This is a genomic window from Providencia sp. PROV130, from assembly GCF_028482225.1.
Classification (GTDB): Bacteria; Pseudomonadota; Gammaproteobacteria; order Enterobacterales; family Enterobacteriaceae; genus Providencia; species Providencia rettgeri.
The window spans coordinates 149,644-172,759 of sequence record NZ_JAMPQC010000016.1; the positions used below are offsets into that span (position 1 = coordinate 149,644).

At 38.6% G+C, this 23,116-nt stretch carries 17 protein-coding genes and 1 tRNA gene; 11 read left to right on the forward strand and 7 right to left on the reverse strand.

Going from position 1 to position 23,116, the window contains the following annotated elements; translation table 11 throughout:
• Positions 1-109: 109 nt before the first annotated feature.
• Entirely contained in the window at positions 110-1,966 is a 1,857-nt protein-coding gene (sppA, locus tag PSF28_RS11730) for a signal peptide peptidase SppA (protein ID WP_272685092.1), read from the reverse strand.
• A 471-nt stretch (positions 1,967-2,437) separates the two neighbouring features.
• Here sppA and PSF28_RS11735 point away from each other — a divergent pair, with 471 nt between their 5' ends.
• From PSF28_RS11735 to PSF28_RS11745, 3 genes are read left to right on the forward strand one after another with little or no spacing between them, the layout of a single operon-like run.
• The gene (locus tag PSF28_RS11735; RefSeq protein ID WP_004911180.1) at positions 2,438-2,989 is read left to right on the forward strand and encodes an NAD(P)H nitroreductase; all 552 of its coding nucleotides are present in this window, start codon (positions 2,438-2,440) and stop codon (positions 2,987-2,989) included.
• Positions 2,990-3,000: 11 nt separating this feature from the next.
• Positions 3,001-4,044, forward strand: a complete 1,044-nt coding sequence (gene selD / locus PSF28_RS11740; RefSeq protein WP_272685093.1) for a selenide, water dikinase SelD — start codon at positions 3,001-3,003, stop codon at positions 4,042-4,044.
• A gap of 3 nt (positions 4,045-4,047) precedes the next feature.
• A complete protein-coding gene (locus tag PSF28_RS11745; RefSeq protein WP_272685094.1) occupies positions 4,048-5,973 on the forward strand; it encodes a DNA topoisomerase III in 1,926 nt (641 codons plus the stop codon).
• 65 nt (positions 5,974-6,038) lie between these two features.
• Here PSF28_RS11745 and xthA read toward each other — a convergent pair whose 3' ends face one another.
• Positions 6,039-6,851 (reverse strand): exodeoxyribonuclease III, encoded by an 813-nt coding sequence (xthA, locus tag PSF28_RS11750; RefSeq protein WP_210839365.1) that lies wholly within the window; start codon positions 6,849-6,851, stop codon positions 6,039-6,041.
• Positions 6,852-7,416: 565 nt separating this feature from the next.
• On the opposite strand from xthA, the gene PSF28_RS11755 reads away from it, so the two are divergent.
• Entirely contained in the window at positions 7,417-8,292 is an 876-nt protein-coding gene (locus PSF28_RS11755) for a LysR family transcriptional regulator (RefSeq protein WP_004911163.1), read from the forward strand.
• A gap of 1 nt (position 8,293) precedes the next feature.
• On the opposite strand, the gene PSF28_RS11760 is transcribed toward PSF28_RS11755, so the two are convergent.
• The 3 genes from PSF28_RS11760 to PSF28_RS11770 form a co-directional block, all read right to left on the reverse strand.
• A tRNA-Tyr gene (locus PSF28_RS11760) sits at positions 8,294-8,378 on the reverse strand.
• A 159-nt stretch (positions 8,379-8,537) separates the two neighbouring features.
• On the reverse strand, positions 8,538-9,386 hold the full coding sequence (gene purU, locus PSF28_RS11765) for a formyltetrahydrofolate deformylase (protein WP_210840352.1): 849 nt from the start codon (positions 9,384-9,386) through the stop codon (positions 8,538-8,540).
• A 93-nt stretch (positions 9,387-9,479) separates the two neighbouring features.
• Positions 9,480-9,959 carry a YchJ family protein gene (locus PSF28_RS11770; protein WP_272685095.1) on the reverse strand — a complete coding sequence of 160 codons (480 nt, stop codon included), beginning with the start codon at positions 9,957-9,959 and terminating at the stop codon, positions 9,480-9,482.
• 125 nt (positions 9,960-10,084) lie between these two features.
• Between PSF28_RS11770 and rssB the strand changes: the two genes are divergently transcribed.
• Both rssB and galU read left to right on the forward strand, forming a co-directional pair.
• On the forward strand, positions 10,085-11,095 hold the full coding sequence (gene rssB / locus PSF28_RS11775) for a two-component system response regulator RssB (RefSeq protein ID WP_210840354.1): 1,011 nt from the start codon (positions 10,085-10,087) through the stop codon (positions 11,093-11,095).
• Between the two features lie 159 nt (positions 11,096-11,254).
• Entirely contained in the window at positions 11,255-12,175 is a 921-nt protein-coding gene (galU, locus tag PSF28_RS11780; protein ID WP_210840355.1) for a UTP--glucose-1-phosphate uridylyltransferase GalU, read from the forward strand.
• A gap of 464 nt (positions 12,176-12,639) precedes the next feature.
• Here galU and hns read toward each other — a convergent pair whose 3' ends face one another.
• Positions 12,640-13,050: a histone-like nucleoid-structuring protein H-NS gene (hns, locus tag PSF28_RS11785; protein WP_004254106.1), complete on the reverse strand. Its 411-nt coding sequence runs from the start codon at positions 13,048-13,050 to the stop codon at positions 12,640-12,642.
• Between the two features lie 532 nt (positions 13,051-13,582).
• On the opposite strand from hns, the gene PSF28_RS11790 reads away from it, so the two are divergent.
• Positions 13,583-14,212, forward strand: coding sequence for a thymidine kinase (locus PSF28_RS11790; RefSeq protein WP_210838696.1), 630 nt, complete (start codon positions 13,583-13,585; stop codon positions 14,210-14,212).
• 197 nt (positions 14,213-14,409) lie between these two features.
• Here PSF28_RS11790 and adhE read toward each other — a convergent pair whose 3' ends face one another.
• Positions 14,410-17,115 carry a bifunctional acetaldehyde-CoA/alcohol dehydrogenase gene (adhE, locus tag PSF28_RS11795; RefSeq protein ID WP_210838698.1) on the reverse strand — a complete coding sequence of 902 codons (2,706 nt, stop codon included), beginning with the start codon at positions 17,113-17,115 and terminating at the stop codon, positions 14,410-14,412.
• Between the two features lie 482 nt (positions 17,116-17,597).
• Between adhE and PSF28_RS11800 the strand changes: the two genes are divergently transcribed.
• The 4 genes from PSF28_RS11800 (at position 17,598) to oppB (ending at position 23,111) form a co-directional block, all read left to right on the forward strand.
• Positions 17,598-18,242, forward strand: a complete 645-nt coding sequence (locus tag PSF28_RS11800; RefSeq protein WP_004254112.1) for a YchE family NAAT transporter — start codon at positions 17,598-17,600, stop codon at positions 18,240-18,242.
• 529 nt (positions 18,243-18,771) lie between these two features.
• The gene (locus tag PSF28_RS11805; protein WP_210838700.1) at positions 18,772-20,385 is read left to right on the forward strand and encodes an ABC transporter substrate-binding protein; all 1,614 of its coding nucleotides are present in this window, start codon (positions 18,772-18,774) and stop codon (positions 20,383-20,385) included.
• 93 nt (positions 20,386-20,478) lie between these two features.
• Entirely contained in the window at positions 20,479-22,119 is a 1,641-nt protein-coding gene (gene oppA / locus PSF28_RS11810) for an oligopeptide ABC transporter substrate-binding protein OppA (protein WP_272685096.1), read from the forward strand.
• 71 nt (positions 22,120-22,190) lie between these two features.
• Entirely contained in the window at positions 22,191-23,111 is a 921-nt protein-coding gene (gene oppB, locus PSF28_RS11815) for an oligopeptide ABC transporter permease OppB (protein WP_004254116.1), read from the forward strand.
• Positions 23,112-23,116 lie beyond the last annotated feature (5 nt).

Consider the following 23,116-nt stretch of genomic DNA (forward strand, 5'->3'; position numbering starts at 1 on the left):
TTTGTTAGCGTATTACTATCGTTAACTTGCGAATAATTAGATTGATATGGGGTTATTGATGGGTTTGTGAGAGAAATCCCCTTCATCAGCGCTGAAGGGGATTGAGCGATTAGTTAATTTCCGCGCAATTTAAGCAAAATGCGTAGCGGTTTTGAGGGTCATTCATTTTTAAGAAAAACTGAGCTTGCTGGCGGATATCCGTTGCGACTGCGGGGGGTAAAAACACCTGTAGTACATCCGGCATCGCGGCTTGAACGCTAGTGGTTAATTCAAGCAACAATTGATCCATAAAGGTCATCTCAGGCTTCATCCAATCTAGCTTAACATCAGTGAGTTTAGCGAGTTCAGCGGCTTTATCTATGGCATTGTCAAAATCACCTAGCTGGTCTACAAGGCCATTTTTAAGCGCGTCTTGCCCGATCCACACACGGCCCTGAGCGATTTTATCTATCTCTGCAGGTGTTTGATGGCGAGCTTTCGCGACTAAGCCAATAAATGTCTCATAACCATTTTCAATCGTAATTTGCATCATGTCAGCAAATTGTGGGCTAATCCCTTTAGTCAGAGAAATATCGGCTAATGGTGATGTTGATACTCCATCAGTATACACCCCTATAGAATCTAAAGATTTTTCAAAGGTATTGATCACACCAAATATACCAATTGAACCAGTCAGCGTGTTTGGGCTGGCAATAATATAGTCAGCTGGAGTCGATACCCAATACCCCCCAGATGCTGCCATTCCCCCCATAGAAACCACCACGGGTTTACCGGCAGCATGGGCCGAAGCCAGCTCACTGCGAATCAAATCAGAAGCGCTTACGCTTCCCCCCGGGCTATTAACGCGTAACACAATTGCTTTAATATTATCATCAAGGCGAGCATCTCGAATTTGTGCTGCGATGGTATCGCCTCCTGCAATCCCAGCCGTTTGCGGGCCATCCATGATAGCACCTTGAACAACAATCACGGCGATATTGCCACTTTGATTCGCATTGGTATCTGTTATTTTAGCGGAGTAATCATAGATACTAATATTATTGAATTGCTTATCATCTTTATTCCAGCCAAAGTGTTTACTGAGTAAATCTTCAACTTGTTCGTTTGTATAAAGTTTATCAACCAATTTTTGTTTTAAAGCATATTGTGCGCTATCGCCTTTCACAGAACGTAATTGTTCTAAAATAGCATCAGCCCCAGGGAAAATTTGTGTGCTGGTTGTATTGCGGTTTTTGGCGATCTCTTCTAGGTAATTATTCCACAGAGCATCCAACCATTGTTTATTGGCCAAACGTGCTTCAGGGGACATTTCATCACGCATTAATGGCTCAACCGCTGATTTATAGGTACCAACACGGAAAATATGGCTGCTAACTTTGAGTTTTTCTAGTAGTGACTTGTAATACAAGCTATTAGTTGCAAAACCATATACCCCAACAGCGCCTTGCGGTGTGAGGTAGATATCATCAGCGTAACTGGCGAGATAGTATTGTGATTGGCTATAACTGCTACCGATGGCGTAAACCTGTTTCCCTGAACTTTTAAATTCATTGATTGCTTTACCGATATAAGACAGAGAGGGTTGGTCGGCGCCAACTAAATCATCTAGGCGTAATACCATTCCTGTAATACGATCATCATTTGCGGCGGTACGAATGGTGTCAACGATGTCGAATAATGAATTTTCTTGCATGCGGCTATTTGAAGTACCAAGTAGTTCACGGCTCATACGACCAAATGGGTCCGGAGCAGAAACTTGGTCTACGATAACGCCTTGCAAATCAACATACAAAGCACCAAAATAATTTTTTTCGGGTTGAGTCTCTGTTTGGTAAAGGGCAATTGACCCAATAACGACAAAGAATAACACTAAGAAAATGGCGTTAAAAACGAATTCCCTAATAAAATTTAGTGCTCGCCAGCTAATTCTAAAGATGGTAGCGATGATGTCCCAAAGTTGACGCATGTTTTCTCCTATCCTGTATATTTTGCACCATACGGGTGTTGGCTTCACTGGTTTGCCGTTGGCTTATGGCACAAACTATTTTTGGATATCACATAAATATTTCTTTCTACAGTTGGGTTATTTCCGCCTGTAGCACGAATTTACGACAGTATACTCAAAAGCAAATCTGTTACCCGGTCATCACATCGAACTGTTGATGTCTTAGTTGTATCAATACAATTAGTTGCAACTGCAGGCTATTTTTATGCATAACAAAATTATGATACGCAAGGTACAATGCTTCAATGATATTTTTCACGTGTGACAAATGATACAATTCAATGAATTTATAACGTAATTTTACCTAGCGAATAACCGTTATTATTGTATTAGTGTAAGCGATTTTCCTTTAAGCTTAAACAATAGATAGCGTGGGTATCATTATCTAATTGAATGATTATCATATCAGTTTACTCTTAAACGGAGACAAATATGGATGCTTTAACCCTTTTGTTGAACCGCCGTTCAGCTTCAAGACTCACATCACCAGCACCCCAAGGTGAAGAACTTAACAATGTACTTGCTGCGGGGATGAGAGCACCTGATCACGGTGCTTTGAAACCATGGCATTTTGTTGTTATGCAAAATGAAGGTATTAACCGCTTCAGTGAGCTATTAGAAAAAGCGGCAATTGAAGGGCAATTAGGTGCTGAAGTAGAAGAAAAAGCACGTAACGCACCTTTTCGTGCTCCACTCATTATTACTGTAATTGCAAAATTAAAAGACCATCCGAAAATACCACAATGGGAACAATTAGTTGCTGCGAGTTGCACTGTTCAAGCAATGCAAATGGCTGCGGTTGCTCAAGGGTTTGGCGGTATATGGCGCTCAGGAGCATGGACAGAAGATGCTGTGGTTCGTGCGGGATTAGGTTGTGGAGATAACGACCGTATTGTTGGGTTTCTTTATTTAGGAACGCCAGAGCTTAAAGCACCAGCAAAAGTACAAACTCCTGATATGACAGGTTTTGTATCTTACTTCTAAAGAGAATAATAATGACTGAAAAAATTAGATTAACACAATATAGTCATGGTGCAGGCTGCGGCTGTAAAATTGCACCGAAAGTATTAGAGCAAATTTTACACACAGAACAAGCAAAATTTCATGACCCACATTTGTTAGTTGGAAATGAAACGAAAGATGATGCGGCGGTTTATGATCTCGGTAACGGGATTGGTATTATCAGTACGACAGATTTTTTTATGCCGATCGTTGACTCTCCGTTTGAGTTTGGCCGTATTGCTGCAACTAACGCGATTAGCGATATCTTTGCTATGGGTGGAAAACCGATTATGGCAATCGCTATTTTAGGCTGGCCAATTGCTAAGTTACCGCCTGAAGTGGCACGTGAAGTGATTGAGGGGGGCCGTGCCGCTTGTGCGGATGCTGGTATATCATTGGCTGGAGGGCACTCTATTGACGCACCTGAACCTATTTTTGGTTTGGCAGTTACAGGTGTTGTGAATACGGAATATGTGAAGAAAAATAGTGCCGCAACAGCGGATTGCGAATTGTACTTGACTAAACCGCTTGGAATCGGTGTTTTGACAACCGCTGAGAAAAAAGGTGTGCTTGCGCCGGAACATCAACACTTAGCGGCAGAAACCATGTGCCAAATGAATAAGTTAGGGGCGGTGGTTGCACCTTTAGAGGGTGTGACGGCTATGACGGATGTAACTGGTTTTGGTTTATTGGGGCATTTAAGTGAGATTTGCGAAGGGTCTAAAGTTCGCGCTGAAATTTCCTTTAGTAAAGTTCCTAAATTAGCTAACGTCGAAAAATATATTGAAGCAGGTTGTGTTCCTGGCGGAACAACACGTAACTTCGACAGCTATGGTCATCTTATTGGCCCAATGAGTGATATGCAACGTCAGTTATTGTGTGACCCGCAAACCTCTGGTGGCTTACTCATTGCAGTAAAACCTTCCGAAGTCTCTAAAATTAAAGAGATTGCACAGCAGCAAGGTGTTTTGTTACAGTCTATCGGTAAATTATTACCCCATCAGGATAATGTTCCTTTAGTTGAAGTGATAGATTAATTTATGCGTTTGTTTATTGCGGAAAAACCGAGCCTTGCAAGGGCCATTGCAGATGTATTACCCAAGCCCCATAAACGAGGTGATGGTTTTATTCAATGTGGTGATGGCCAAACCGTAACATGGTGTATTGGCCACCTTTTAGAGCAGGCGGAACCCGATGCTTATGAACCTCGGTACGCACGTTGGAATCTTCAGGATTTGCCAATTATCCCGGATAAGTGGCAATTGAAGCCCCGTCCCGCAGTAACTAAACAATTAAAAACCATTGAAACATTACTGAAGCAAGCTTCAATAGTTGTCCATGCAGGAGACCCCGATAGAGAAGGTCAACTGCTAGTGGACGAAGTGCTTGATTTTTTAAAGCTCGATCCTGAGAAACGCAAAGCCGTAAAACGTTGTTTGATCAACGACCTTAACCCACAAGCCGTTGAGCGGGCAATTGACCGCTTAAGAGAAAATCGTGAGTTTATCCCTCTTTGTGTCTCCGCCTTAGCGAGAGCACGGGCAGATTGGCTATATGGCATCAATATGACTCGTGCTTATACACTATTAGGGCAACGAGGTGGATATCAAGGTGTTCTTTCTGTTGGGCGGGTACAAACGCCAGTTTTGGGCCTAGTTGTTAGGCGCGATGAAGAAATAGAAAATTTTATCCCTAAAGACTATTTCGAGGTGAAAGCCCATATTGTTACGCCAAAAGATGAGCGTTTTGTGGCGATATGGCAGCCAAGTGACTCCTGTATTGATTACCAAGACGAAGAAGGGCGTTTGTTCCATCGGCCGCTTGCAGACCATGTGGTATCGCGTATTGAGGGGAAGCCTGCCATAGTGATGCAATATCAGGACAAGCGCGAGTCTGAAATTGCACCATTGCCTTTCTCTTTGTCGTCTTTACAGATTGAAGCCGCTAAAAAGTATGCGTTGAGTGCACAAGAAGTGTTGGATATATGCCAACGCTTGTATGAAACACATAAGTTAATTACTTATCCACGTTCAGATAGTCGCTATTTACCTGATGAACATTTTGCAGGGCGACACAGTGTATTGAATGCGATTGCTGTGCATCAGCCTGATCTCACTGAATTTGAACTGCCAGAGTTAGATAAAAAGAATCGTTGTTGGGATGATAAAAAAGTGGACGCCCACCATGCAATTATTCCAACAGCAAAAACGGCAGCAGTAAAATTAACGGAAAATGAAAGTAAAATTTACCAACTGATTGCACGCCAATATATTATCCAGTTTATGGCAGATGCGGTATACCGTAAGTGTACAATTGATCTTGAAATTGAAAAGGGTAAATTTATTGCAAAAGCTCGTTTTCTTGCTGAAGCGGGTTGGCGAGTTGTATTAGGCAATAAAGAACGTGATGCCGAAAACGATGGCATGCCTTTGCCGGTTGTGAGCAAAAATGATGAGTTGTTATGTGAGAAAGGGGAAGTTGTCGAACGGCAAACACAGCCTCCGCGCCCTTTTACGGATGCAACGTTATTATCAGCAATGACTGGGATCGCGCGGTTTGTGCAAGATAAAGCATTAAAAAAAGTATTGCGAGAAACGGATGGGCTTGGTACAGAAGCGACAAGGGCGGGCATCATTGACTTACTATTCAAGCGCCAATTTCTCTACAAGAAAGGGCGTTACATTCATTCCTCTCCGGCTGGAAGGGCTCTAATTCATGTTCTACCCGATATGGCAACATTACCGGACATGACCGCTCATTGGGAATCAGTGTTAACTCAAATTAGTGAAAAACAATCACGTTATGATGACTTTATGCACCCGCTAGCTCAAACGTTGATGCAATTAATTCACCATGCCCGCCAATTTACAAATTTGAGGGCATTTCGAGAATTACCAGCCCCATCAGCAAAAGCAGGGAAAAAATCAGCAAAAACGGGTAAGAAAACGAAAAAGAAAGAGGATTAGCTGAGTCTGGTAAACCAATAAAAGGCGCTTTAAGCGCCTTTTTGCATTATAACCAGTGAGGAAAATTATTTTGTTAGGTCAAACTCAGACCACACCGGTGCATGGTCTGATGGTTTTTCCATTCCGCGAATATCATAATCAATACCCGTTGCAATACAACGTTCAGCAAGGTTATTTGAGGCTAGTAATAAATCAATACGTAAACCGCGGTTATCATCAAAACCCTTAGAACGGTAGTCAAACCATGAGTAGCAATCAGCAACATCAGGATTTTTAGCTCGGTATGTATCGACCAAGCCCCAGCCTAACAATTTAGCTAACCATTCACGTTCTTCAGGTAAAAAAGAACATTTTCCGGTTTTTAACCAACGTTTGCGGTTTGCATCACCAATACCGATATCCAGATCGGTTGGGCTAATATTCATATCACCCATAATGAGTAATTGAGATTCAGCCGTTTGTGTTGATGTAATGTAATTCTGTAAATCTTGATAAAATTTTTCTTTTGCTGGAAATTTTGTTGGGTGGTCGCGGCTTTCCCCTTGAGGAAAATAACCATTAACAACAGTCAATGGGCCACGCCCTGTTTGGATGTCAGCCATGATAATACGGCGCTGTGCGTCATCATCATCAGTTGGAAAGCCTTTGCGGACAGCAAGAGGTTCATTTTTTGTTAAAAGAGCCACACCATAATGGGCTTTTTGGCCGTGATAAAAAACATGATAGCCGAGCTGACTAACCTCTTCATAAGGGAACATATCATCATGGACTTTTGTTTCTTGTAAGCCAATAACCTCAGGTTGATGTTTTTCGATGATTGCGGCGAGTTGGTGAGGACGTGCTCGGAGGCCATTGATATTGAACGATATGAATTTCATGGTTTTTTATCACCTAGTTTTATGATTATTATGCGTATTCTACCAGATGGTAGCAATACTGTAACCCCGAGTAGCATGTTTCAACGATTAGGTTGTTTTATAGCCAATAACGATTATGATAAAAATGGTCATTACATAACTCATTTTTGGTATAGTATCAAAAATGAGCGCTTAATATAAAAATAATAATAAATTTAGTTAAACAAAAAATATTATGATTAATTAAATTTATTATGGGGGCTAGAATTTAATTTCCGATTAAAATTAAATTAATAATTTCAATATTAACTAATTTTAATTTCATTTAAAGTCAATTGGTTATTTATATTTTAATGTGATTTAATAGTGGAGGCATAAAAAATAATTAATCGAAACAGTATAATATATTGCTTTGTAATGATGGAAATTATAAAAATACTTTTATGAAATATTGTTAATCATTCAATAAAAAATCAACTTTGACTTTTTATTTTCTGGATTAATTTATGGGCTAATCAATATAATTATTAATGAGAAAGTTAAGTATGTTGATTAACATTTTAATAAATGGAATGGGGTCATAGATATGTTCTTTTCAAGAAAATTAGAGGCGTTTATGGCGGTTGTTGAGAATGGCTCGTTAAGCAAAGCGGCAAGAGTGATGAACCGTACGACACCTCCCATCGCGAAGTCAATCAAAGACTTTGAGACAAGCCTAGGTAAACGGCTTTTTAAACGAGAAAAATTTGGAATGACATTAACTAAGGATGGCCAAGAACTTTATAACGATCTAAGAGATCTTTATTTACAGGAGAAGGAAATAACGAAAAAACATTTTTCAGGTTATATAATCAATGAGGCTAATATTTATTATGACTGGGGTAAGGAAAATCATTTAATTAATTTATATCAATCAGCACATCAAAATAATGTACAAGTAAATATATTAAGGTTTAATTATGATGAAGTAGATGAAATTGTCGATTATGATGGAAATACACTTATTCTTAGTTCAGAGCAGGTTGTCAGTGAGCGATTTTCATTACAAAAAATAATAGAAAATTCACCATTAGGTATTTATTGTCGGAAAGAACTGTATGAGAAATTTCATTATGATCTTGTTACATTATTACAAAAAAGTACCTGGCTATGTGACCCAGCATTTTATAAAAGTTCATTGATGAGCGATTTATTAGCAAAAATTGAAACGGTTGATAATAAAACGAGCGTGAGGCAAATGGATAATATTGGCTGTTGCCAAAGTTTTATTCAAGATGGTGACTTTATAGGCATTATAGACCACTATCCAGAAGAAGAATTAATCGATAAATCATTAATTTATATACCATTAAACAAGATTTTGGGGAAAAGTGTTTGTTACATTTATAAATCGAAATCACACTCTAGTGTACTAAATCGTTTTATGGGTGTTGTTGATAAATTAGGGGGGGATGTTAATTAAATGGTGGTGGGAGAAGGATTCGAACCTTCGAAGTCTGTGACGGCAGATTTACAGTCTGCTCCCTTTGGCCGCTTGGGTATCCCACCAGATTTTGAATTGCTGTAATCATTGACAGCGGGCGGCATCATATCAAATGACGCGCCGCTGTAAAGCATTAATTTTCAATAAAATGGTTGTTTGCTGTTTTTTTATTCTTAATGCGTGTTAAATCAACAAAGTGTTGCTAAATAAGCCACAGTGTTGGCTTATAAAATAATGGTGCGATTACCATATACAAATACACGTTGAGCTAAAACCCAGTAAAGAGCATGGCTTAGTACATTTTTTTCAACATCACGTCCAGCACGCATCATATCATCCGCTGTGAATGTATGGTCTACATTAATCACGTTCTGTGTAATGATTGGTCCTTCATCAAGGCTGTCATTAACAAAATGCGCAGTAGCACCAATAATTTTTACGCCACGCTCATAAGCTTGGTGATACGGGCGGGCACCAATAAAGGCAGGTAAAAACGAATGGTGAATATTGATAATCTGGTTTGGGTAATGCTGAACAAATGCAGGCGTTAATACGCGCATATATTTAGCCAACACAACATAGTCAGGCTGATACTGGTCAATCTGTGCTGTCATTTTTTCGTCATGTTGTTCGCGAGTTAAGCCTTCATGACTAATATGGTGGAACGGGATGCCAAATTGTTCGACTAAGTTCTTTAGTGTATCGTGGTTTCCAATAACCGCAGCAATTTCAACATCCAAGCCATCATAAGCACTTTTCATGAGTAGGTCGCCCAGACAATGCGCTTCTTTGGTTACCATGACGACAATACGACGTCGACCTGCAGTATTTAATTCACGTTGAGACCCGACAGGTAATGCATCATCGAGATCAGCTAATAATGTTTCATCGTTGAAAATACCTTCTAGCTCAGTTCTCATGAAGAAACGGCCAGTGTGATGATCAACAAATTCATTATTTTGTACAATGTTGAGTTGGTGTTTATAGCAAATATTGGTGATTTTCGCGATTAATCCTTTCGCGTCAGGGCAAATTGTCCTGAGAATTTTCTTTTGTACAATTTTGTGTTGCATGAAACAGCCTAATCCTTAACTAACAAAGCGATATAAAAAATGACGGATTGAGTATTAAATGTGTCTTGTTGACAGGTATTAAATAAAGGGTAATTAGTCTGGGTGCCCACACTTTTTATATTTTTGGCCAGAGCCACAAGGACATAAATCATTACGACCGATTTTTGGGGTAATACCGTCTATATAATACCAATACGAATCCATCTTAATAAAACGCGAACGTTCATGAATAAGCTGCTTATGATCAGCTTTTTCATCAATAAAGCAAGCCGAAAATTCGACATAAGCTTCATCGGGATTTTTAGCATAAGAAGAACTAATAACACGAAGACCACACCAGCGTGTCTTCGAAAAACTATTTACAATTTCTTGGTGCCATTCTTGAGCATGGCAATCCGGGTGCCATGTTTTAATCAGATAATCGGCATTTTGGTGTACATAAGCGCTATATCTGGAGCGCATAAGCTGTTCAGGCGTCTGTGGAATAGATTTCCCTTGTAAAAAAGGGGCGCAGCATTGTTCAAATTGTGCTTCGTTGCCACAGCAACACCTATCTTCTACTTGTGATTTCATAACACTCTCTATAAAAATAAGTATAAGATTGAAAAGTCACTATACTTAAATGATGGCGAATAAATGATTTTATCGTATGAATAATTGTATTGTTAATTAAACCAGGCTTTTGCAGTAGGTATCTTATGAAAAATAGAAAAGTACTCATAATAGAAGACGAAATCACCTTCTGTACAATTTTAAAAAATTACCTCGAAACGCTGGGTATTGAGATCTATACCGCAGATAATGGTCAATTAGCAATAGAGATGTTAACAATAGACGGTATCAACCCTGATATCATTCTATGTGACCTTAATATGCCGATAATGAATGGTGAAGCGTTTATGCGAGAGCTGATCGCTCGTAATATTGATATTCCAGTCATTGTGATTACAGCAACAACCGATTTTACCCAGTTAGATAGAATGTTTCGTTTAGGGGCAAAAGATGCTTTGCTTAAGCCAATAAAAAATTTAGATGAAGTTAAAGTGACCCTCCTTTCTGCACTGTATCCTGAGAAAAATAATCTAACAGAGCTAATGGGGGAGGAAATTCATCAAATTTCTACATTAATGCAAGATCATACTCAAGATATGTTGACAGTGTTGAAGCAGTTACAACCGCCGGTACACCAAATTATAAATAATTACCGAATTAACTATCGCCAACTTAATGAGGCTAACCGCTTTGGCTTATTATTAGATTTAGCCGCTATTTCAGACAGTCAAATAGGATTTTACTGCATTGACACTGAGCGCTCTCCCCAGGAAGGTATTATGGCTGCTTTTTTGATTCGTGTTGTGTTCAATGACCTATTAAAAAGTGCGGTAAGCTACCCAGAAAAAAAATTACCGAATATTGATAGGATTATTAATCAAATAAACTATTTACTAGAGGACTCGGGGTTTAGTGGGCAATTCCCTCTCTTATTGGGGTATTTTAATACACAGAATAAAGCAATTATAATGGCGAGTGCAGGCTTAGAAGCGGAAATAACGACAGAAAATACGCATGTTAAGTTACCAAGAAGTCTTCCTTTAGGCACACTTAAATTTTATCAATCTAATCATTTAGAGGTAAAAGGGACTGCTTGGCAGTGTTTAATTCGTAATGATAGCCAGAAAATAAAACTTATGTTTAACTCGGAGACATAACTAATGCCTAAAATACATGCATATGTCATCTAAATAACTCTATTCAGACTCGTCGCTATTTATTCATAAATATTTCCTGATATACTTTTGCGCACTTAAAATGCCTCTTGATACTTTAGTGAAATTCGAGAGACAAGGATGATATCTGGAGTGATAAAAATGACACAGCGCAAGGTGCGTAAAGCGGTAATCCCCGTTGCGGGCTTAGGGACACGTATGCTTCCTGCAACAAAAGCGATTCCAAAAGAAATGTTGCCAATAGTCGATAAGCCACTTATTCAATATGTTGTTAATGAGTGTATTGCTGCGGGGATCAATGAAATTGTTTTAGTAACACATTCATCAAAAAATTCCATTGAGAACCACTTTGACACAAGCTTTGAGTTAGAAGCTATTTTAGAAGCGCGTGTTAAGCGCCAGTTATTGGATGAGGTTCAATCTATTTGTCCAAGCCATGTAACGATTATGCAAACGCGACAAGGAATAGCAAAAGGATTAGGGCATGCAATTTTGTGTGCTAAACCGTTAGTCGGTGAAGAACCTTTTGCGGTTATTTTACCTGATGTCATTTTAGACCGTTACAGTACAGATTTAACCAAGTTTAACTTGCGTGAAATGCTCGAACAATATGAATCAACAGGTGCAAGTCAAATTTTAGTTGAACCAGTCCCTGAAGAAGATGTATCTAGCTATGGTATTGTGGATTGCAGTGGAGAAACACTAGCGCCTGGGGATAGCAAAAGAATTGTTCGTATGGTTGAAAAACCAAAACGTGAAGAAGCTCCATCTAATTTATCTATTGTTGGTCGCTATGTTTTATCTGAAAAGATTTGGGATGCATTAGCTAAAACAGCCCCCGGTGCTGGTGATGAAATACAATTAACTGATGCTATTGCATTAATGATGGAAAATAATGAGCCTGTAGAGGCCTACCACTTATGTGGTAAAAGTCATGACTGTGGAAATAAATTAGGTTATATGAAAGCATTTGTTGAATATGGAATGCAGCATGATGCGTTGGGTGAAGAGTTTACTCAGTGGCTGACGAAATTATCAATGTCATTGAATTCAACAAAATAAAATTTCACAATAAATTTTTATTAAAGGCTAACTTAATTTGTTAGCCTTTTTTATGCGTAAAAAAATAAATTATTAACAATAAACATCAGGTATTAAGGCGTATCGCTCTGATTTAGACTGTTTAGTTGCTACTCATTATAAGTGAGAGGTGTACAAAAATTAACATATAACCCCATTATATAAATAAAATCACTGAACAATATTTAAGTTTATCTAATTAAGCTTACATATCTTTACTACTCTTTTTTATTTATCATGATTATTTGATTGGTAGTGTAATACAGCGCAAAGGCTTAAACAGAACAGTTAATTGAAGTGGGGCGGTAGTTATGCGGCTTTAGTGCTAAAAAAGGGGGGTATAATAGCTAAGCGCTTTTCTTAGTAGAGGTTAATATAAAATAATATATAAAGGTTTAAACAAAAACACCCTTATAAAAGGGTGTTTAGAATACATGTTGAGGCTATTAGATTAAGAAATCATCTAAAGATTTGCCTTGTTCTTCAATGGCAACCTTGATTACCGCTGGAGTACGGCCTTGGCCTGTCCAAGTTTTAGTTTCGCCATTTTCATCAACATATTTATATTTAGCTGGACGTGCAGCACGTTTAGCGCGGGTGCTAGTGCTTTTACCTGAGTCCATGGTTTGCAGAAGGTCATTTAAATCGACGCCTTGCTCAAGAATCATTTCACGAACTTTTTCCAATTTACGGTTACGTTCTTCTAATTCCGCGCGAGCTTGGCTCTCTTCATCACGACGTTCTTCAACAACGACGGTTAATTTTTCCAGCATTTCTTCTAAAGATTCTAAAGTTACTTCGCGAGCTTGAGCACGAAGAGTACGGATGTTATTTAACGCTTTTAATGATTCGCTCATTTTCCTGGTCTCAAATTATTTGTTGGCATGTGTACAGTAATAATAGAATGCTATTTTAAATTCTGCAATAGCTAAATTACTTCCTTAGTTTAAAAGTAATCTTTAACGAATGCAATTTTTTTACAAAAGAAAAATAAACTTTTCGTAGATATATATATAGCTATTATCAATAACTGAACTAAACGAAAAATAGGAATAAGCCAAAATCTTAGTGATTAAATAATTCAAAAAAGAAGAGGCGTGTCTCATTTTACTTTTACTCGGAATGAATTGAAGGGAAGGTCTGGCTTAAATTTTCTTTTTTTGATGATGTTTTTTAGCGGAATGTGCTTTAGTTGAAACTGTTTATAGTTAATATCAAATTGATTTTTATTGCATACGAGCTAAGCAGTTATTTGCAATAAGGTGTAAGTTGATCCTAAAAAAAAGTTAAATTTTCAATAAGTAAAGGACATCTACACCAATATTGTTAATCCTGAAGTATGTTTTATGGTAAAATTATTATGTATATTAATTTTGAGGGAACAGCCAAATGGCTCAGCTTTACTTTTATTATTCAGCAATGAACGCGGGAAAATCAACGTCATTATTGCAATCATCGTATAACTATAATGAAAGAGGAATGCGTACGGTTATTTTTACGGCAGAGATAGATAACCGTTTTGAACAAGGAAAAGTCTCATCGCGAATAGGTTTATCTGCGGAAGCGTTACTATACTCAACGACAACAAATATGGCCGAGTTAATCAAAAAAGAAAATAGTGAACAAAAAGTACATTGTGTTCTTATTGATGAATGTCAGTTTCTAACAAAAAAGCAAGTTGAAGAATTATGTGACATAGTCGATAACGAGGATATTCCAGTTTTATGTTATGGGTTGCGTACCGACTTTGCTGGGCAATTATTTGAAGGTAGTCAATATTTGCTTGCTTGGGCGGATAAATTAGTTGAGCTAAAAACAGTTTGTTATTGCGGGCGTAAGGCGAGCAAGGTATTACGGATAGGAAGTGATGGGGTGCCTGTATATGAAGGCTTACAAGTCGATATAGGTGGTAATGAAAAGTATATCTCTGTTTGTCGTAAGCACTATTCAGAAGCAATAAAACAAGCTCAGTTGATGAATGAGGGCGTTATACCTAAGCAGCCACTTCATTTCCGATGAGCAAAAATATTTTGATGTAGGGATTAAAATAGGCTTCGGTTATCGGATTATTACGGCAGTTAATGAAATCAACTCAGTGGGGTAAATCATTTTATATAATATTGATTTATGTATTCTTACTGTCATTCATTTCAAATAGCGAAACAAAAGGCACTACAATAATTGCAGTGCCTTTATTTTAAATAATGTTTAACACATTATTTCTTAGTGTTTTTCTTTTCTGCTTCTTTTTTTACGGCTGTTTTTTTCTGAGGTGCTTTTTTTTCCTCTTTATCAATCGCTGGCGCATCTTGATGCTCAACAAACTCACGACCATAATAAGAATCCAGTAATAACTGTTTAATTTCAGAGATTAAAGGATAACGGGGGTTTGCTCCTGTACATTGGTCATCAAATGCATCTTCAGAGAGTTTATCTACACGGGCTAAGAAGTCGGCTTCAGTAACACCAGTCTCCCGGATAGACTTAGGAATGCCTAAATCAGCTTTCATTTCCTCCAACCATGCGAGTAATTTTTCAATTTTCTCAGCAGTCCGATCTCCGACTTTAGTGAGCCCTAAATGATCTGCAATTTCTGCATATTGGCGGCGTGCATGAGGTCGGTCGTATTGGCTAAACGCGGTTTGTTTTGTTGGATTATCATTAGCATTAAAACGGATAACATTACAAATTAACAATGCGTTCGCAAGGCCATGAGGAATATGGAACTCTGAACCAAGTTTGTGAGCCATTGAGTGACATACACCTAAGAATGCGTTTGCAAATGCAATACCCGCAAGTGTCGCTCCGTTATGTACACGTTCTCTTGCAACAGGGTTTTTAGCACCTTCGTGGTAACTGGCTGGTAAATAATCTTTTAACAAACTCAGGGCTTTAAGTGCTTGCCCGTCAGTAAATTCATTAGCTAAAACAGAAACATAAGCTTCCAATGCATGGGTGACAGCATCTAAACCACCAAAAGCAGTTAACGATTTAGGCATATTCATGACTAAGTTCGCGTCAACAATTGCCATATTTGGTGTTAATGCATAATCCGCTAATGGATATTTTTGGCCTGTTTTATCATCGGTCACTACCGCAAATGGAGTCACTTCTGAACCTGTACCGGAAGTCGTTGTGATAGCAACTAATTTAGCCTTAACGCCCATTTTAGGGAAACGGTGAATACGTTTACGTATATCCATGAAACGTAATGCTAATTCCTCAAAATGAGTTTCGGGGTGTTCATACATAACCCACATAATTTTAGCCGCATCCATTGGTGAACCACCACCTAATGCAATAATGACATCAGGTTGGAATGCTTGCATTTGTGCTGCACCTTTACGAACAACCGTTAATGTCGGGTCTGCCTCAACTTCAAAGAAAACATCAGTTTCAATGTGATGTTTTTTGAGAACACTAACGACTTCATCAACATAACCATTATTGAATAGATAGCCATCGGTTACGATAAAGGCTCGTTTTGCACCGTCAGTTGCAATCTCTTCAAGGGCGATAGGTAGACAACCACGGCGGAAGTAGATTGAGTTCGGAAGTTTATGCCACAACATATTTTCAGCTCTCTTCGCCACAGTTTTGGTATTGATAAGGTGTTTTGGACCGACGTTTTCAGAGATGGAGTTACCACCCCAAGAACCGCAACCTAGTGTAAGTGAAGGCGCTAATTTAAAGTTGTACAGGTCACCAATACCGCCTTGTGACGCTGGCGTGTTGATTAAAATACGCGCAGTTTTCATTTTTTGGCCAAAATAGTTAACTCGCTCATGTTGGTTATCTTGGTCAGTATATAGGCAAGAGGTATGGCCAATTCCCCCCATTTCAACTAATTGTTCCGCTTTTGCAACTGCATCTTCAAAATTCTTACCACGATACATGGCTAATAATGGAGACAGTTTTTCGTGGGCGAACGGTTCTGACTCATCAATGGCTTTTACTTCACCAATTAAGATTTTAGTTGTTTTTGGCACGCTAATACCGGCCATTTCGGCAATTTTATAAGCAGGTTGGCCAACAATAGCGGCGTTTAGGTTGCCATTTTTTAAGATGATATCTTGAACCGCTTTGAGTTCTTTTCCTTGTAGCAGGTAGCCACCATGGCTGGAAAAACGCTCGCGAACTTGGTTGTAGATTTCATCCACGACCACAACGGATTGTTCAGATGCACAAATAACCCCGTTGTCGAATGTTTTTGACATCAAAATAGATGCGACAGCACGCTTAATATCTGCTGTTTCATCAATCACCACAGGGGTGTTACCAGCACCAACTCCGATAGCGGGTTTACCCGAGCTATAAGCGGCTTTCACCATGCCTGGTCCACCAGTCGCTAAAATCAGGTTAATATCAGGATGGTGCATTAAGGCATTGGATAGCTCAACAGAAGGGGAGTCAATCCAGCCAATAATGTCTTTTGGTGCACCCGCTGCAATAGCAGCATCAAGCACGATTTTTGCTGCACGGTTAGTAGCAATTTTGGCGCGAGGGTGCGGAGAAAAGATAATCGCGTTACGCGTTTTTAAGCTAATGAGTGATTTGAAAATGGCGGTTGAAGTTGGGTTAGTTGTTGGCACAATACCACAGATAATGCCAATCGGCTCAGCTATCGTAATTGTCCCAAATGTTGGGTCTTCAGATAGCGTACCGCAGGTTTTTTCGTCTTTATAAGCATTGTAGATATACTCCGAAGCAAAGTGGTTTTTGATCACTTTATCTTCAACAATGCCCATTCCAGATTCTTCGACAGCAAGTTTTGCTAGGGGGATACGTGCGTCAGCAGCAGCGAGGGCAGCAGCTCTAAAGATTTCATCAACTTTTTCTTGGGAAAAAGTTGCGAATTCACGTTGAGCTTTTTTGACACGAGCAACGAGTTCATTGAGTTCGGTAACGTTAGTTACGGACATATAGATTACTCCTGATAAATGTTAAACTTTTTAAGCCAATGAGCAATGCATCTATAGAACGAAGAAATGCTTAAAGATGAAAGTATAGATGTAATCTATAATAACGCTGCTCATCATCGCTTATTGGCTTAAAAACCTTATTCAATATTGAGTTAATATCCTAATTAGCTCTGTCTATCAGTTAAGAGTAGATTAACAAAACGGTAATTAAATAAAGTGATCTAAATCACGAAAACGTCAAGCTGACTCCTTTCAGCACATGTATTTATGCACAAGTTGAATAAATGTTGTTCATCTATTGCTTAATTTAATATTATCAAAACAATTTGTGCAGATAATCTATGTCTATCTAACTAAATATTAAATAAATTTAGCAAGTTAAAGAAAATATTGTTTTGCTCAAGGAAATTAATAACATCGGTGGTAAAATTATGAAAGGTATCAATGAATCTCTAAAGAGAATTGCTTAAGGAAATGAATGGGTGAGTAGCGCATTACTTGATTTATCGGGTTATATTAAATTTTTTATTGGTTTATTTGCACTTGTAAACCCAGTTGGCATATTACCTGTGTTTATTAGTATGACAAACTATCAAAGTAATGCCGGGCGAAATAAGACTAACACCATTGCAAATACCTCAGTTGCGATCATTTTATGTACATCATTATTAATTGGTGACTCAATACTGCAATTATTTGGTATTTCAATTGATTCCTTCCGTATTGCTGGGGGAATTTTGATCGTCACAATCGCGATGTCAATGATTAGCGGTAAAATTGGTGAAGACAAACAGAACAAGCAAGAAAAAACAGAAACCGCGGTTAGGGATAGCATTGGTGTTGTACCTTTAGCTTTACCTTTAATGGCGGGGCCTGGTGCAATAAGCTCTTGTATTGTATGGTCATCTCGTTGGCATGGTTGGCAAAACTTTTTAGGCCTAGCATTGACGAGTATCGCTTTTGCCTTTTGTTGTTGGTTACTATTTCGTTCAGCGTCTTTATTGGTTCGTTACTTAGGTCAAACAGGGATCAACGTAGTGACTCGTATCATGGGTTTATTACTGATGTCGCTGGGAATAGAATTTATTGTGACGGGTGTTAAGGCCATATTCCCAGGGCTATTGTAATCTCATTTCTTTTTATGGCTGCAAATCGACCCTATTTGCAGCCATACCTATTGTTAATTTACCTCGCATTACACACATTAATTTTGCTATTCAGATAGCATATTTCGCTTCGCTTTAATTGGCTGTCTAAAATTTTAGCTATCAATAATCACGTCTAAAAAAATGATACCTGTAATTATATGTGGCATTTATTGCTAAAACAGGGATAAAAAGTAAGGAATTGTGAGCTACGTAAATTTATTCACTATTCTAATTGGTGTTTGTTAATGATATGTTTGGAAATGTGCTTGGGGGCTATCTTATAGCATATAACCAATATTTCATTAACCAATTGTAATGCAAGTGAATTATAACCATGGCTCCTATTTTTTTTAAAACTTACTTAAAATTTTTAACTGACTAATGTTAATTAATTGTTTTAATTATTTGAGTTCATTAAGTGGATTGCCCATAAGGAAATAGCGGTACTAGGGCTTAAATATCAGCGTAAAGAAGGTTGCTAGTGAGGTTATAGCACCATCAATGAATCATGAGGGATAGGATGTTCAAATCAACACTTGGTTTTGGTGTACTCTCTTTATTATTTGTTACGTTACAGGCAAGTGCCACGGAAAAAGTAAAACAGGTTATTACAATTAACAATGGCTCAGAAGTGACTTCACTTGACCCCCACAAAGTGGAAGGGGTGCCAGAAGGCAATGTGATATTAAACTTATTAGAAGGCCTAGTGTATACCGATATAGACGGTAAGTCGGTTCCTGGCGTTGCTAAAAGTTGGAGTAATGAAAATTTCACCACGTGGGTTTTTACTTTACGAGACAATGCAAAGTGGAGTGATGGTTCGCCAGTAACCGCTGAAGATTTTGTGTATAGCTGGCAACGCTTGTCTGACCCAAATACCGGCTCGCCTTACTCTAGTTACTTACAAAATGCATATATTTTAAATGCAGATGCAATTCTAGCAGGGAAAATGCCAGCAACAGCGCTGGGAGTCAAGGCGCTTGACCCGCAACATTTGCAAGTGACGCTTAGTCACCCAGTGCCTTATTTTGTAGATATGCTTTCCCATACATCTATGAAACCCGTGAATAAATCTGCAATTCAACGACATGGTGATAAATGGACCCAGCCTCAAAATTTTATTGGAAACGGGGCATACGTATTGGATAACTGGATGGTAAATGAACGTATTGTTGTCAAACGAAATCCATATTATTGGAATAACCAGAATAGCCGTATTGAGCAAGCGACCTTTTTAGCGATTAGTTCCGAAGTGAGCGATATTAATCGTTATCGTAGTGGTGAAATTGACATTTCTAATTCAGCAATCCCACCTGTTTTATATAAAAAAATGCAGCAAGAAAGGCCCAATGAGTTATATGTTCGGCCTTATTTATGTACGTTCTATTACGAAATTAATAATCAAAAAGCGCCGTTTAATGACCCGAGAGTGCGTGAAGCAATAAAACTAGGGTTAGATAGAGAAACAATCACCAACAAAATTATTGCTCAAGGACAAAAAGTCGCTTATGGCTTTACGCCAACCTTTATTAATAATGGCAATTTTACATTACCTAATTGGGCAAATTTATCGGCGGAGCAACGTTACCAACGAGCAAAAGATTTGCTTTCACAGGCAGGTTATAACAAAGAAAACCCATTGAAATTTGCTTTACTGTACAACACTTCAGATCAAAATAAGCAGCAAGCTATCGTTGCGGCATCCATGTGGCAGAAAAATATTGGCGCACAAGTTACGTTGCAAAACCAAGAATGGAAAACATCATTACAAAGTCGCCATGAAGGAAACTACGATGTTGCTAGGGCGACATGGTGTGCAGATTACAATGAACCAACCGCCTTTTTGAACATGATGCTGTCTCAAAACAGTAATAATACCTCTTTTTATAATAATCCGGACTTTGATGCCTTACTTGAGAAAGCGTTAATTGCACCAGATCCTTCATCTCGTCATGCGATATACCAACAAGCTGAAGCTTTGCTAGACAAGGATTCGGCGATTGTTCCTGTTTATTATCGTGTCAGTGCTCGAATGATAAAACCGAGTGTTAGTGGATTTAAAGGTAATGACCCTCTTGATTATACGGATATTAAACGGTTATATATAAATGAAGCTAATTAATAATATCTAAATAATTATAAAAAGTGTTCATCATCGTAGATGAACATGTATCAACACACAATCATAATAATATATATGGGAGTAACCGATAAGATGAGTAAATCAATCAATAAATCGATTATTGCACTTAGCGTAATGACTGGGTTAGCAATGGGCTCTATAGCAACAAGTTTTGCTGCAACGGTTCCTGCTGGAGTTGAACTGGCAGAAAAACAGGTAATGGTTCGAAATAATGGTTCAGAACCTCAATCTTTGGACCCACATAAAATTGAAGGGGTGCCTGAGTCTGCTTTAGCGAGAGATCTTTTCGAAGGGATCACGATAGTGGGGCCTGATGGTGAAATTTTACCTGGTTCGGCAACCAGCTGGGAAAACAATGATTTTACAGAGTGGACATTTAAAATTCGTGATGGTGCTAAATGGTCTAATGGTGACCCTGTCACGGCAGAAGATTTTGTGTATAGTTGGCGACGATTGGCTGACCCTGATACCGCATCGCCTTATGCAAGTTATTTGCAATATGCTCACATCCAGAATATTGACGATGTTATCGCGGGTAAGAAAAAACCAGAAGAACTTGGTATTAAAGCCCTTGATGATAAAACCCTAGTTATTACACTGAGTGAAGCTGTCCCTTATATTCCTAAATTATTAGCGCACTCATCTATGTCGCCAGTCAATAAAAAAGTCATTGAACAACATGGCGCTAAATGGACGCAGCCACAGAATTTTGTGGGGAATGGGGCATATAAATTAAAAGATTGGACGGTAAACGAGCGCATTGTATTAGAACGTAGCCCAAGCTATTGGGATAATGCGAATACGGTTATTGATCAAGTTACATTTTTACCTATTTCTTCAGAAGTCACTGATGTTAACCGCTATCGAAGTGGCGAAATTGATATGACATACAGTAACTTACCTATCGAGCAATTTAAAAGCTTACAACAAAATATGCCGAATGAGTTACGTGTAAACCCGTATCTCTGTATTTACTATTATGAAATTAATAATGAAAAACCGCCGTTTAATGACCCTCGTGTTCGTGAAGCGTTAAAGCTATCTATGGATAGAGATACAATTACCTATAAGGTCAAAGCACAAGGGGATATTCCTGCATATGGTTTCACACCACCATTTACCAGCGGTATGAAAACAGAAAAACCGGATTGGTATGCGAATATGACCCAAGAGCAACGTAATGAAAAAGCGAAACAGTTGCTAGAAGAAGCGGGATATAACAAAGCCAATCCATTAAAATTCAACCTATTGTATAATACTTCAGACTTACATAAGCGTATTGCCATCGCAGCTTCTTCTATGTGGAAGAAAAATATTGGCGCGGAAGTGAAACTAGAGAACCAAGAATGGAAAACCTTCTTAGACAGCCGACATCAAGGTAACTATGATGTCGCACGTGCAGGCTGGTGTGCCGACTACAACGAGCCTTCCTCCTTCCTGAATATGTTACTTTCCTACAGCAGTAATAATACGGTTCATTATAAAAATACAGACTTTGATGCGGTGATGAAAAAAACATTACAAGTCAAAACAGATGATGAACGTGCAGAACTCTATCAACAAGCCGAAAAATTACTTGATAAAGACTCCGGTATTGTTCCTCTTTACTACTATGTTAATACGCGTTTAGTGAAACCTTATGTCGGCGGTTATAGTGGCAAAGACCCATTAGATAACCTGCATACTAAAGATTTATACATTATTAAACACTAATACAGTTGCACTGGCTCCATTCATTGGGGCCAGATATTCGCCTATTTAGGCAATAGAAGTAGGAAAGAGCGATGTTGAAATTTATTTTTCGTCGGTTGTTAGAAGCCATCCCGACTCTTTTGGTTTTGATTACCATTTCATTTTTTATGATGCGATTAGCCCCAGGGAGTCCGTTCACTGGCGAGCGGAAATTGCCACCGGAAGTGATGGCAAATATTGAAGCTAAATATCATTTAAATGACCCAATGTATAAGCAGTATTTTAATTATTTAATTCAGCTTTCTAAAGGTGACTTTGGTCCATCATTTAAATACAAGGATTACAGTGTTAATGATTTAGTTGCTAAAGCATTTCCGGTCTCAGCAAAATTAGGGGCAACGGCATTTATTGTTGCTGTTTTGTTTGGGGTATCCGCAGGGGTGATAGCCGCACTAAACCAAAATACCAAATGGGACTTTACAGTCATGGGGTTTGCCATGACGGGGGTTGTTATCCCAAGCTTTGTTGTTGCACCGTTATTGGTGCTGATTTTTGCCATTCATTTGAAATGGTTTCCTGGCGGTGGCTGGGATGGTGGAAACCTAAAACACATGGTGCTCCCCATGGTTGCGCTTTCATTAGCTTATATCGCCAGCATTTCCCGTATTACACGCGGTTCGATGATCGAAATTATGCATTCTAATTTTATTCGTACTGCTCGTGCAAAAGGGTTACCGCTAAGAACTATCATTTTACGCCATGCACTCAAACCAGCGTTGCTTCCCGTGCTCTCATACATGGGGCCAGCCTTTGTGGGAATTATTACTGGGTCAATGGTAATTGAAACTATTTTTGGGTTACCAGGGATCGGCCAACTCTTTGTTAATGGTGCACTTAATCGTGATTATTCACTGGTATTGAGCTTAACGATTTTAGTTGGGGTACTGACAATTACATTTAATGCAATTGTCGATGTTTTATATGCAGTTATTGACCCTAAAATTCGTTACTAAGTCGG

Coding starts and splice junctions, on each gene's coding strand:
- sppA (WP_272685092.1), bottom strand. CDS start 1,966: ATGCGTCAACTTTGGGACATCATCGCTACCATCTTTAGAATTAGCTGG.
- PSF28_RS11735 (WP_004911180.1), top strand. CDS start 2,438: ATGGATGCTTTAACCCTTTTGTTGAACCGCCGTTCAGCTTCAAGACTC.
- selD (WP_272685093.1), top strand. CDS start 3,001: ATGACTGAAAAAATTAGATTAACACAATATAGTCATGGTGCAGGCTGC.
- PSF28_RS11745 (WP_272685094.1), top strand. CDS start 4,048: ATGCGTTTGTTTATTGCGGAAAAACCGAGCCTTGCAAGGGCCATTGCA.
- xthA (WP_210839365.1), bottom strand. CDS start 6,851: ATGAAATTCATATCGTTCAATATCAATGGCCTCCGAGCACGTCCTCAC.
- PSF28_RS11755 (WP_004911163.1), top strand. CDS start 7,417: ATGTTCTTTTCAAGAAAATTAGAGGCGTTTATGGCGGTTGTTGAGAAT.
- purU (WP_210840352.1), bottom strand. CDS start 9,386: ATGCAACACAAAATTGTACAAAAGAAAATTCTCAGGACAATTTGCCCT.
- PSF28_RS11770 (WP_272685095.1), bottom strand. CDS start 9,959: ATGAAATCACAAGTAGAAGATAGGTGTTGCTGTGGCAACGAAGCACAA.
- rssB (WP_210840354.1), top strand. CDS start 10,085: ATGAAAAATAGAAAAGTACTCATAATAGAAGACGAAATCACCTTCTGT.
- galU (WP_210840355.1), top strand. CDS start 11,255: ATGACACAGCGCAAGGTGCGTAAAGCGGTAATCCCCGTTGCGGGCTTA.
- hns (WP_004254106.1), bottom strand. CDS start 13,050: ATGAGCGAATCATTAAAAGCGTTAAATAACATCCGTACTCTTCGTGCT.
- PSF28_RS11790 (WP_210838696.1), top strand. CDS start 13,583: ATGGCTCAGCTTTACTTTTATTATTCAGCAATGAACGCGGGAAAATCA.
- adhE (WP_210838698.1), bottom strand. CDS start 17,115: ATGTCCGTAACTAACGTTACCGAACTCAATGAACTCGTTGCTCGTGTC.
- PSF28_RS11805 (WP_210838700.1), top strand. CDS start 18,772: ATGAGGGATAGGATGTTCAAATCAACACTTGGTTTTGGTGTACTCTCT.
- oppA (WP_272685096.1), top strand. CDS start 20,479: ATGAGTAAATCAATCAATAAATCGATTATTGCACTTAGCGTAATGACT.
- oppB (WP_004254116.1), top strand. CDS start 22,191: ATGTTGAAATTTATTTTTCGTCGGTTGTTAGAAGCCATCCCGACTCTT.